Source organism: Lysinibacillus sp. OL1 (genome assembly GCF_004332175.1).
GTDB lineage: Bacteria > Bacillota > Bacilli > Bacillales_A > Planococcaceae > Lysinibacillus > Lysinibacillus capsici.
In genome coordinates, this window is the sequence record NZ_SJDS01000006.1 from 172234 (window position 1) to 185079 (window position 12846).

The 12846-nt window shown below is 30.4% G+C and carries 11 protein-coding genes; 7 read left to right on the forward strand and 4 right to left on the reverse strand.

Annotation, left to right across the window (positions count from 1 at the left end):
* The first annotated feature begins 14 nt into the window (after positions 1-14).
* Together EW028_RS12975 and EW028_RS12980 are read left to right on the forward strand one after the other, a co-directional pair.
* Positions 15-1652, forward strand: a complete 1638-nt coding sequence (locus EW028_RS12975) for a DUF2075 domain-containing protein (protein WP_131521163.1) — start codon at positions 15-17, stop codon at positions 1650-1652.
* A gap of 1 nt (position 1653) precedes the next feature.
* Positions 1654-1992, forward strand: coding sequence for a nucleotide pyrophosphohydrolase (locus EW028_RS12980; protein WP_096364844.1), 339 nt, complete (start codon positions 1654-1656; stop codon positions 1990-1992).
* A gap of 81 nt (positions 1993-2073) precedes the next feature.
* On the opposite strand, the gene EW028_RS12985 is transcribed toward EW028_RS12980, so the two are convergent.
* Positions 2074-2418, reverse strand: coding sequence for a helix-turn-helix domain-containing protein (locus EW028_RS12985; RefSeq protein WP_193767378.1), 345 nt, complete (start codon positions 2416-2418; stop codon positions 2074-2076).
* A gap of 122 nt (positions 2419-2540) precedes the next feature.
* Here EW028_RS12985 and EW028_RS12990 point away from each other — a divergent pair, with 122 nt between their 5' ends.
* The 3 genes from EW028_RS12990 to EW028_RS13000 all read left to right on the forward strand — a co-directional run bounded on the left by EW028_RS12990 (position 2541) and on the right by EW028_RS13000 (position 4231).
* Entirely contained in the window at positions 2541-2858 is a 318-nt protein-coding gene (locus tag EW028_RS12990) for a hypothetical protein (RefSeq protein WP_096364848.1), read from the forward strand.
* Positions 2842-3141 carry a hypothetical protein gene (locus EW028_RS12995; RefSeq protein WP_096364850.1) on the forward strand — a complete coding sequence of 100 codons (300 nt, stop codon included), beginning with the start codon at positions 2842-2844 and terminating at the stop codon, positions 3139-3141. The genes EW028_RS12990 and EW028_RS12995 overlap by 17 nt, the downstream gene beginning before the upstream one ends.
* 109 nt (positions 3142-3250) lie before the next feature.
* The gene (locus EW028_RS13000; protein ID WP_131521166.1) at positions 3251-4231 is read left to right on the forward strand and encodes a MerR family transcriptional regulator; all 981 of its coding nucleotides are present in this window, start codon (positions 3251-3253) and stop codon (positions 4229-4231) included.
* 143 nt (positions 4232-4374) lie between these two features.
* Here EW028_RS13000 and EW028_RS13005 read toward each other — a convergent pair whose 3' ends face one another.
* Positions 4375-4794: a hypothetical protein gene (locus tag EW028_RS13005; protein WP_131521167.1), complete on the reverse strand. Its 420-nt coding sequence runs from the start codon at positions 4792-4794 to the stop codon at positions 4375-4377.
* Positions 4795-4857: 63 nt separating this feature from the next.
* Complete coding sequence (locus EW028_RS13010; protein WP_131521168.1) at positions 4858-5856, reverse strand: tyrosine-type recombinase/integrase; 999 nt, start codon at positions 5854-5856, stop codon at positions 4858-4860.
* 1610 nt (positions 5857-7466) lie between these two features.
* Here EW028_RS13010 and EW028_RS13015 point away from each other — a divergent pair.
* Complete coding sequence (locus EW028_RS13015) at positions 7467-8333, forward strand: DUF4007 family protein (RefSeq protein ID WP_131521169.1); 867 nt, start codon at positions 7467-7469, stop codon at positions 8331-8333.
* Positions 8330-11644 carry a hypothetical protein gene (locus EW028_RS13020; protein ID WP_131521170.1) on the forward strand — a complete coding sequence of 1105 codons (3315 nt, stop codon included), beginning with the start codon at positions 8330-8332 and terminating at the stop codon, positions 11642-11644. The genes EW028_RS13015 and EW028_RS13020 overlap by 4 nt, the downstream gene beginning before the upstream one ends.
* A 297-nt stretch (positions 11645-11941) precedes the next feature.
* Here the strand turns inward: EW028_RS13020 and EW028_RS13025 are convergent, their stop codons facing one another.
* On the reverse strand, positions 11942-12838 hold the full coding sequence (locus EW028_RS13025) for a phosphoadenosine phosphosulfate reductase domain-containing protein (protein ID WP_227744940.1): 897 nt from the start codon (positions 12836-12838) through the stop codon (positions 11942-11944).
* Positions 12839-12846 lie beyond the last annotated feature (8 nt).

A 12846-nucleotide genomic window follows, 5' to 3' on the forward strand; every position in this document is an offset into this window, starting at 1 on the left:
TAAGGAGAAAAAAAATGACAGCTATCGAAATACTTTCATGGCCATTTATACAAGAAAGCATCAATCAAATCAACAACAAAGAGCAGTATTTAAATTATCCAGTTATTTATGTTTTGAATGGCAATAAAGAAGCTTATATTGGTGAAACGGTTTATTTTAAAAATCGTATGAAAGCTCATTTAAAAGCACGTAAAAATATTCAACAAGTAAATTTGATTAAGCACGAACACTTTAATCGTTCAGCAACCTTTCATCTAGAGACGAAACTGATTAACTATTTCCTTGGTGATGAAAAATATACGCTTCAAAATAAAAGTAAGACGGCTAACGATTTTACTCATAACTACTACAATAAACCTTACTACGACCAACAACTATTTAAAGAACTTTGGCAAAAACTATATGAACAAAAGCTTGTCGACAATGAGTTACATGTAATTGAAAACAAGGATATTTTTAAATTATCTCCTTTCAAAGATTTATCTTTAGAACAAATTGAATTAAAAGATAAAGTACTTGAGTTTTGTGAGAAACGAGTGACTCAAAACACAAGTGAATATGGAAATCTATTAGTTATTGAAGGTGAAGCGGGCGTTGGAAAAAGCGTTGTGTTAAGTTCTATTTTCAATACGATTCAAGAACGAGTAGAAGAAGCATCTTCAAATTTATATCGTACAGAAAATTATTTAGCTGTGAACCATGAGGAAATGTTTAAAACATATAAAAACATAGCAAAACAAGTGAAACATTTAAAAGGGAAAAACTTTGCAAAACCTACATCTCTGATTAATATGTTGCAAAAAGAGGGGAAAAAGGCTGATATCATTTTCGTAGATGAAGCACATTTATTGCTAACAAAGCCAGATACTTATAATGGCTTCCACGGTAATAATCATTTAGAGGAGTTTTTGAAGCTAGCAAAGGTAGTTGTCATTATTTATGATCAAGATCAAGTATTAAAACTGAAGAGTCTATGGGGAGCAGCAACACTAGAAGGGCTGAAGAAATTAAGCACTTTTCACGAAGAATACCAGTTAACAAATCAATTCCGCATGCAAGCAAATGATGACGTAATCAATTGGATAAACGAATTCAAGCGAAAAAATTTATTGCCGCTTCCTAAAGATAAAAACTATGAATTTAAAGTATTTGAATCTTTGAAGGATATGCATGATGAAATTAAATCCCAAAATACTCAGCACGGTTTAAGTCGTGTTGTATCAACGTTTGATTACATACATAAAAAAGATGGTGGGACCTACTACGTGAAAGAATCAAATGGTGAATACCAACTGCCATGGAATACAACAAGTACGAAATATACATGGGCAGAAAAAGCAGAAACCGTTCACGAGGCTGGATCAATTTATACAATACAGGGCTTTGATTTAAATTATGTTGGTGTCGTGCTAGGGCCATCTGTTCAATATGACGCTGCTAAAGATGAAATCAGCATTGATACGAGTAAGTATATGGATAAAGGTGCATATACAGGTATGGACGGAATAGAAAATGTAAATGAAGCAAAGGAAAAAATCGTCCTAAATTCAATCAATATCTTGATGAAGCGTGGAATTAGGGGTCTGTACATTTATTCAAGTGATGAAGCGTTGCGCAATAAACTTTTAGAATATCAAAAAGCAGGTGAATAGTATGAGTGAGTTAGAACAACTACGTAAAAGTATTTTGCAATTCCGAGACCAACGTAACTGGCAGCAATTCCATAATCCTAAGGATCTAGCACTCTCCTTATCATTAGAAGCAAGTGAATTATTAGAGCTATTTCAATGGAAAACGAGTGAGGAAGCAGTTGAAAAGAATTTAGATAAGATGAAGGAGGAGCTAGCGGATGTTTTGATTTATGCGATATTGTTTGCAAATGAAACGGATTTGGACTTAGTAAAAATAATAAATAATAAACTTCAAAAAAATAATGAAAAATATCCAATTGGAAAGTTTGCTGGAAAAAATACTAAATACAATGAGATATAAATTTATAAAACATTTAAAAGGCAATTTAAAAACCTTAGTTTTCGTTTGAATACGAGAAACTAAGGTTTTTCTTATGGAAATTTATCTGATATAGGGAAGTAATAGTACATATAATCCCTTTTTTTGTTCCTCTGATAAATTTTTAATGATATTAAATAATTCAACATCTATATTTTCACTTTGTAGAAATTTATCTTGTGGAATCTTAATAGTCGTATCAACTTTGTTTTCCAGTAATAAAAAGAATGAGCTAAGCGTTAGTCCGAACTGCTCGCAAATCTCGCCTAACAGTGTATAATTCGCTTCCTGAATGCCGCTTTCTATCCGTGAAATAGATGCTTGAGAAATATCTAATTTTTGAGCAAGATCACTCATACTTAAATTATTTTCTTTGCGTAATGAACGTATTAACTGTCCTATTTGCAAGTTATTCATATATGTTATTTCAACTCCACTTTTATCATTTAATTAATCGTACAGTTATTGTATTTTACAATCAATAGAAAATAAATTATACTTAAAACGTAAATATACATAATAAGTAATGAATGGGGTTGAACGTTATCGGAAACTTTGAATCGGCACTTATTTTATTAATAGATGAAAGGATTGATGTGCTTTATCATAATAAAGTTTTTAGGAATCACCAAAATGAAATGGTTAAAGATATTAAACAGAAATTATCCAAAACTCTTTCAGGTATAAGTGAAATAGAAGTTAAAGAGATTTCTGAGTCGATACAGATATCAATTCTTAATTATCAGCACTTATTATTTCAAGATATATACAAGCAAGGCTTTTTAGATGGGATTGTACTCAGAGAAAAAATATCAGGGGGATCGATAAACGATGAAATCACTTTTTAAAGGTCAACTCACGATGGATGTATACAAAATTGTAGAGAGTTTAGGGGATGAAGAAGCTACACGAAATTTTGCACATGAAGATATTACATCTGAATTGTTAAAAGAACTAAGGACATTAGTCGAAGCAAAAGGCTATCGCGTTCCTTACGTGGGGATAAATTTAGAATATGAGGGTGTACCTACTACACAATATGTATCAATAGTAAATAAAGCTATTAAAGAAGCTAAGAATAGTGAAAAATATATTCGTGGAAAAGGGACTATAACAAATATATCTTTTTAAATAGCATTTAATTGTGCAGTTTTTTGGTAAGTAAAATCTTCTAAAAAACTGCTTTTTTTATAACTTGTAAATTCAATTTGGAAATCCTTGTATACAAGAGGTGACGTAATTGAATAATGACAACATAGAAATTGAGAAATTTAAATCATTATTTTTAGAAGATAAAATCTATAATGCGCTAACAAAGTATGGTTATAAGGAAGAGGTGCTTTTTCCTGAGTTTATTAAAACTTTAAATGTTAAAAGGCTTTATACTTCTTTAGAAGTCTCTACAATGCTTAACATGAATGATAGTAGTTTACGCTATTATGTTACAAACCTTTGTAAATTTGAGTATCTTGAGAATGTAAGAGAGGGGAGAAATTATAAGTTTAATTATATAAGTATTTATAAATTGTATTTAGTGCAGCAGTTTTTAAAGAGGCAAGGTAAAAATTTGAATAATGTTAAGCTATTGTTACATGAAAGCGTTGATAGTTATCAAAAAGAAATTAAATTAATTAAGAATGCCATAAAAAGACTAGATCAATATATTGGCTTCCTTTTTAAGTTTGAAAAAGGGAATATGCAAACCAATGAAGAAGTCCAAGTATTAAATAAAAAAATCAGGATAATTGAAAAAGTAATATTGTCTTGGAATGAAAATGAGGAAGAGATTTTTAAAATAGAGCAGTCCTTATATGTATTGCATAAAAAAGCTTTTGGGTTAAACGATGAGATGAATATATGTTTAAGAAAGTTACTTTATCTTGAAAGTGATTTTAATATTTTGTTGTTGAAAAATGACTATTGTTTGAAAATTCATGAGCATAAAGATTTTATAAAGCAAACAAAGAATGGCTTATTTAAAAGGTTATTAAATATCAGTCCATTGGATGTAAGAGATAGTGAATGTACATCATATTTAAGTAAACAAATCCAAGATTTGAAAAATGAAATTATTGTTGAACAAGAACGTAAAAGTAATTTAGAAAAAGAACTCTTTCTACTATATAAAGAAATTGAGAGAGAAACTACTAAGAAAATGGAGTTTACTGAAAGAAATAGAGAGTTTATAAATACTTTTATATTGAATTTAAAATCTACTTAGAGATATCAGGATTTATAGAGAGTTATATTTTGATGGAAAGCCTTAAACCTTATTTATGACTATATAATACAAAACATAAAGAGATGGAATAATCTTTCTTTGTGTTTTGTATTATTCTGTTTTGATTTTATGGAAAAAGGGATTTAATTTTGACTATAGTATTGCATTAAAAAATCTGTCTCTAGTTTCATTTCTTTATTTAAAGTTCTTTCTACTTCCATTAACCAACCTTTATAGCGGCGCGAAAAATCAACCTTGCGAAAAGTAAAGGGATATAAGTCTTCTAACATTTCATTTTTAATAATATCTAACACAAACTCAATCTCTAAATCCCCAGGTAAATCTAAGACAAATACTTTATAATGTGTTCCTCTTTCAGCATTGAAGCCTTCTCTAATAGAGTCTTTACGTAACCCTCTTCCTTCAATTTTACGTCTCCATGCTCCAATTGCTTCTTTTAATCGATATGTTTCAATTTTTAATAAGCGTTCCAATGAATTAATTTTTTTTTCTAATTCTACGATTTGTTCATTTTCTTCATGTTGATTTCGTATTTTAACCACATCCTTTGATATTTTAAAACATTATATCTGCAAAAAATGATATTACTAGAGTAATTACTAATTTTATTCAGCTAAATAAATTCGTGTAACATCCTCACGGTTATGACCAATTAATTTAGAGACTGCTAATCGTGCATCTCCTTCTGTATAACCTTTTTCAATAAATAATTCATATTGTTCTTTTGCATAGGCATGTCTAAAACTATGCATTGTAATTTCAACACCCTTTGGCCGAGTGTTGAGTGGGTCTAATACTTTTTGGCGATTATTCCTAATAAAATCTTGCACACGTTGAATTACTTGATGCGCTTTCTGATCTTGCAAAACAAAAAGTTTCTCTCCGCGATTGACCCGTTGCATTGCATCTTGTAAAACGCTAAAGGATTGTGTTTGTAAGGGAATTTGTCGTATTAGCCCACCTTTTCCTTTAACAGTTAGAAAGCCTTCACGTAATGCTTTTTCAGCATCCACACGGCTTAGTCTAACCGCTTCATGTACACGTAAGCCCTGTTCACGACACAGCATAATAATAAGTGCGAGGGAAGAAGAATTAGATTGTTGTGCTAATGTTACTAAGGCTTGATATTCCAGTTCAGTAGGACGACGATCAACTCCACCAAAGCGCCTTCTTTCTAAATGGAATTCATTATAATTCTCGCTTAAAATTTGATTGCTACTCAGCTGAGAACGAGGGTTAGGGATTTGATCATGAAAATATCTGATAGCAGCTAAATCATTTTTTATTGTTGAAGCGGATTTGCCCTCGCTTTGTCGTTCAGTTACATAATTTACGAGATGCTTATTTTGAATGTTAGCAAGCGTTTTTAAATTATAGTTGTCCGCTACGAAGCGGCAAAATAAGTCCATATGATTGTAGTATTGAGGTAGTGTTTTATTCACACTAACACCTTTTGCATGTCTAGCAATTTTATTTAATTGCAACATCAAGTTTAAATAGGCTCCTTTATTGCACACATCTTCATTAGTAGATATGGTAATGCGAATCTCTCTTTCTGTTTTAATCCATCCTCGATTTCCGATAACAAACATTCCTTCCTTCATAGCTGTATAAAAAAGAGCAGACCCCACCCATATGTGAAATTAGCTTATCTTTATGAAATTTATATAGTGAGATATAGAAAAAGCATGCAATAGCAAGCGTTCTTTTCTCATAATACATACTGTCTATATGGTCTTATACAATTTCATAAAGATTTTAAAAGTGTTAAGTAATACATTTGCACAACTTTAAGCAATCATGCTTAACGCTAATTTAGCGGGTGCAGCTCACTTATGCTTACTCTAAAGTAAGCTTCACTTTAAAAAAATGAGAAGTGAGGTCAATGTCCGCAGACAAAAAATCCAATGACTAAAGTTAACATAGAACCTACTTTTAAAAGTAGTCGCTAATGCACTTGGCAATATTTCTGTCACTCTTGCCCATAGAGTGTTAGCTTCTTATATTTTTAGGTGTACTATCACCATTTAATATTTATCTCCAAGCTAATTTTGAGATGAGTTTTGGGAACAACTGGTATCGAGCGACAGCTATGTGATCCAGACCAAATCAGAGGTAGGCAACAGCGCGATCTGATATTGAATTTTATTCTATATGAACCGTTGTGTTAAAAATTTAGAGCAAAAAATCAACGGGTATTTTTTGCCCCTCTTTTCAAAATATACTGGATATTTAGTTTCCTTAGTCGAAATTCGATTGCTCGATATATATGAAATAAGTTATTAATCTTATGATTATGGAGATTTATTAGATGTCATTCGATGAGTGTTGAATGGATTTTGATATATGGATACTTATAGAAATATTCTTAAAAAGGAGGATGATATTCTTGTTTGCTTTTTATAAAAGCAGCGATATATAAAGCAAAGATTGTTGAATAATTAATCACAAAAGTGATGTACATTGTTAATTATAGTGAAAAAATAAATAAGAAGAATGTTTATATAGTTATGATAGCAGACAATTATTCTTTTTCTAAGGGTTCAAAGATGATTTTTTTTAAGGAAATGGAGAATTAAAAATATTATTATGTTATAAAATTTTAAAAATGCCGATAGAGTTGAACAAATGATAAATTGGATTCTTATATTAGAACGTTAAAAGAATTATAACAATACATAATGCTACTGTTCTAAAAAACGGAAGGGGTTTCCTTAGAAAGAAAATAATTTTTTTTATTGCCTATACACATCATAATTATTATTTTTCAAAAGAATCACGACCTATTATTACTTAGATCAATGAAGCAAATTCTATAAGGTTACATTTCAATTTTTTGAAATTTAATTGATTTATCTTAAATTCAATTAATTACATAGGTAGGAAAATTTATTAGCAAATTTTAGTTGAAATGAATATAAAATACACTTTTTGTTCGAAGGGGGAATAGGTTAAGAGGTTATTTTAAAAAATTTTAAATCGATACATATAGAAATTAGAAAATATATTTAGGACGCTTGACTAGCGGAACTTCTAATAAGGTTATTAATTAGTTACTATGTATGAAACTGTGTTTAGGAACTAGTTCTAGGTATAAGTAAACCTGATAATAAATAAAATTGTTTCGTTAGTTAATAATCCCCTAATATTACCGTTCTTGAGGTAAAATAGAAACAAGTATATATTTACTATTTTATAAAGGTGGCAGGAACAGATGGCTTTTGGGCAACATCAAACTTTTTATTTGCGTCAGCAATGGCTAAATAAAGGATTGAAGGAAATTAAAGATAAACCAAGATTTTTCTACGAGGACAATCATTTTGAAGTTCTTGGTGTAGGTAAAAACATGGCGAAATCAATTCGCTATTGGTTAAGTGCGACAAAATTAACAAAAGATGTTCGAACAACACAAATAGAAGTAGTATCAACTGATTTAGCTGAGATTATATCTATGTATGATCCATATATTAAAAATCAATTTACATTAAGCTTATTACATTATTTATTAGTAACAGACCGTGATGACGCGACTACGTGGTATTGGTTTTTTAATATTTTTAACGAACGTGTATTTACTAAAGGAATGCTTATCGAGCAATTATCAAAGTGGGTTGTCGAATCATTTCAAAAGCAAGTTTCATCATCAACCTTAAAAAAGGATATTGATTGCTTAATTCAGTTATACACAGTAAAAGATTATAATAATCGAACGCCAGAAGACGTTATTAAAAGTCCATTTGAGTCATTAGGGCTTATTCAAATGACGACTGGACAAAACTATATGAAATCTCAACTAAATTATAAGCCCAGTACTTTGATTCTTTACATTACTTTACTCAAATATTTTGAAAAGCATGAAGTAAATGAAATTAGTTTGAGCGAGCTAGTAAATAATGAGGAATTATGGGGACGTGTATTTAATTTAGATAGGGATACAATTTTAACTTACATAGATGAAATTCAAGATAAGTATCCAGTAAAGTTTACACGAACAAATCATTTAGATGTAATTCGAATGGAAAAAACGTTCAAGTGGCTAGAAGAAGTGAAAGTGATATATGAAAATGAGGTCATGTTATGATGAGTTTCCAACCAAGTATTAATATTTCTTATGACATAGGAAAGACTCAGCTATTTGAAAATTATGTACCAAATATTAATCAGTTAAATATTATGAATGCAATCTTAACAAACGTAGGTAAGGATGAACAACATGCACATTTAATTGTTGGTCCCTATGGTGCGGGTAAATCTCTAGTAGGGGCTATGGTTACTACATTAGTTGTTCAATCAAGGTCGAATAAAAAATTATACAATCAGTTTTTTGAAAGCGTGTATAAAGTTAGCCCTGAATTAGATTTTAGTATGCGTAGTGCGCTTGTTGAGAATAAATTTAAATGGATTCCAGTAACAATTACAGGTAAAAGCGGTAGTTTTGAAACGGTAATTTTAAATAGTATCCAGAAAAAATTACAAGAATTGGATATTCCTTTTGCAATGAAGAACGACTCGTTTTATATCAATGAATTAATCGAACTATGGGAAGTTAAACATCCAGAAGTGCTTCGTAATTTAGAGAAAATACTAAATAGACATGATATTGAATTAGACAAGTTTGTTAAACAAATTAAAGATAATGACGAACAAGCCATGTTAATGTTCAAAAATATCTATACAGAAGTTGCATTTGGAATGCCGTATCATAATCCAAATACTATTGAATTTATTGAGCAACTTATATATTTAATTGATGAATTAGCAAAAAATAAAATTGGGATTTTCATTGTCTTTGATGAATTCGGACGTTTTTTACAGACGATATCAAATGCGAAAATTTATGAAACAATGCAGCAAATTCAAGACTTTGCTGAACTAGTAAATAGACAGAAGAATGCATTTGCACTAATGATTACACATACAGGATTGCAGCAGTATGCAAACGAAAATACGATGTTAACTAAAAATGAGTTAGAACGTGTTGAAAAGCGTTTCTTTGAGCATCGCTTAGAAAGTGACTCTGCAATTTTTTATCGTTCAGCGCACAAGGTTTTAAATAAAGCGTCACAATCTGACATTTTTTTAGCTAAAGACTTTGAGGATTTGAAGTATAACATTATCAAGTACAGTATGTTTCAAGGGATGACGACGGAAGAAATAATTGGGTTCATTTTAGAAGGATGCCAGCCAATCCACCCTTTAGCAATTCAAATCTTACCAAGTATGTCAAACTTGCTTGGACAAAATGACCGTACATTATATTTATTTTTAAATCAGTTTAAAAAGAAAGATTATGAAGGTAGTTGGTATTATGCAGATCAGCTATTTGATTATTTTTATCCAGATGAATCATTAATTTTCACACTAGATTCAATGAAATATTATCGTTTAGCTATTAATTACAAGTTGTCAGAAAATGCTTTACGTCTTGTAAAGTTAGGAACTTTATTAAACCTTATAAACAATCGTTTTACATTATCAAAAGACTTTATTCAATTTGCATTAGGCATTGCTGAAATTGAAGCAGATAATATCATGCAAGAACTTCTAAGTGTTAAGTTGTTACGTTTTAATCCGTTTGTAAATGCTTATGAGTTATATGAAGGTTCTTTAGTAATATTCGAAGAACTATATCAAAATGTTGAAGGTAAAGTTATTATTAACAATGAATTACGTGTTGAAGCAATTCAGGAAATTTACGGAGAAAAATATTACTTACCATTAGGTTATAATACTGCAAAAAGTATGACTCGTTACATTGAAACACAATTTGCTTTTGCTACTCAAGATATTAAGGTTGATACATCAGCAGATGGAACCTTATTATACATTTTTACGAAAAATGAGCAGGAACGTGAGCAAGTTAGACAGATAGTCAGTCAATATAATTCAGTAGATATATTATTTGGAATTGTAGACTTTCAAATGGAAGAACTATTAGAACATGTAAATCAGTATGTATTGCTAAATAAAATGCTTTTCATGCCAGAGATTTTAAAAGAGGATGCAAATTTAAAGAAAGAAATATTAATTCGACTTGACGCTGTATCGTACCGTATCCAAAAACAATTACAACCTTTAAAGGAATTTAATCAAGACTATATAACGTTTTATATGAAAAATGAAGTTGTGAAAATTTCAAACATTAATAAATTTGACATATATCTAGATGAGTGGATGTTTAAACGATATCCATTAACGCCAGAAGTACGTAACGAAAGTTTCAACAAACGAAATGTAATGAAAATTCAACGTAAATCTGCAATTGAATTGTTAAATCAAATTATGGACCCAACTTTTGAAGGTGATTTTGAAGTTTCAGGTTATGGACCAGATTATTTAATCTATGCAACGACATTTAAAAATTTAAAATTCAACTTTGAAAACTTAGATGAACAAAGTAATGTAGAGTTAAAAGAATTACGTAGTCGATTAGTAGAATTTTTAAATACTAATAGCCGTAGTACTATTTATCAATTATTTGCTATAGCATTAGACGAACCATTTGGTATACGAGATCCACTTGTTCCACTGTTTGTAGTTGCTTTACTTAAAGATAAGTGGAATCAAATGGCTTTTTATTCAAATGATTTTAGTATTACATCTATAACGGGAGAAATGCTTTATGAAATCATAGAACAGCAAGCAGAATTTTATGAGTATGAAATTTATGTACTTGCTGATGAAGAACAGCAGGTACTAAAAACGACGAATGCAATATTCTTTGAGGATGAAAATATGATTCATCCAAATAGATTATTTATAAAGTTAACAAAGTGGTTGTTAGGTTTGCCTCGATTTACTCAAATTTCCAACAAACAGGATGATGATATAATTAAATTTAAGGAAATTATTCGTGCTAGTGAAACGGATCCATTAGCTGCAAGTAAAAAACTTTTTGAGATGCAGTTATCACTAGCAAATTTAGAATTAATGAAAAATACTTTAGAAAGTTTCTGTGAACGTTTTAAAGTGCAAATTTATAGGGAAACACTCTCTTTATTTGATGTAGATGAAGTTGTACAAATTCGGGGACAGCATAATGAAGCGATTCGAAATTCACCGCAGCTTAATGAAATTATTACATTATTTGAAAAGACAGAAGATATAAAAGAAGTTATTTTAAAAGTAGTAGGTATTAGGTTAGAGGATTGGTCAGATGTAACGTATAACTCATATTTCACAACACTTAATCAGTATTTGACTGTTTCTAATACTGAGGTAATCCGATTAATAGACGGCAATCAAGTTATTACGACAATTCAAGAAGTGGAGCTTTCTGTAAAAGGTAATACCATTTACAATCAGTTGCAAAGGATTGTAAGTGCTGGTGGACGTACTATGAATGGAGAAGAAGTTAAGTATATTCTATACAAATTACTTCAAGAGATTTAAATTGATTAGTTAAGTTCTTGTTTTTTAACCAATTTTCTAGCGTTTTAAATATATGTTTTTAGTGTGAAGATAATAATCTTTTCATTTATCCTAGAATATGAATTTTATATCATAAATAAGAAAAAGGGGTGTCCAAAAAGTAAATAAACTTTTTAGGCACCCTTTTATTTATTTAATAATTATATCCATATTCAGTGCTGTTATCCTATATTTGTGAAAAATCCACTATGTTCACAAAGAAAGAATTTCTAAAAAACCTTAAAATACAATATGATTTGCCTTTTAATCTGTTTTACTTTATGAGTAAGAACAAACACAAGGAATTGTATCATCTTTCTCATTTAGGTACTTCTCAATGCCATCACGTTCCATCATTTCACGATATTCACGTAAAGTAAAAGCTTTACTGTTTCTTTTAAGAATTGAAACGTCCTTATCAAACTTTTCGCGAAAACGTTCTTCCATAGCTTCTTGTTCCATGTATTGATCGGGCCAAACTTTATAAAGTAGAGCATAATGACCTAGTCCACCTCGTACGCAACGCCCAGCGCAATTTGCGTGCGAGAAGCCCAAGCCATACATGCGTGGTAGGGAAATTTTCCACTCATCTCGAATGATTTTTTTTGTATCAAGGTCTTCTGTAAATGTTTCTATCATTGGAAAACGTGTTGCAATCGGTTCAATAGGATTATGCTCGTAGAAATTTTGAAGGTTTATTGCACGATGAGACTCATGGGGACCAATCCCAAAATAAAGAATTGGTTCTAAGTTATGCTCGTCACGCAGCTCTTCTAAATAGATCAGTGTTTGTCGAACTTTTAATTCCTCGGAACATTTTGCCATACGTGAATTTCCTAAAAAACGTACATCATGAAATACCTCTTCAGGTGTACGACCATCTGTACGATATGTAATTTCCATTCCGATATATTCAGCAACTTCCTCCATAAAACGATAATTATCGATATCTTCCCAAAGAGTATCTGTAAAGAACAATACACAGTTTTCCTTCCCATACTTTTGAACAATATGATAAGCAACGTATGCAGAAGAAGCTCCCCCGCTATACATTGCTACGTGTACAGGCTTACGGTGATGGTTATTCTCCAGTATACCTGCATTTAAAATACTTAGTGCATTAGAGCCACTTCCGGTCTTTTTAGTTTTTGCCTTATTAATAGTATCTATAGACATAAATAAAG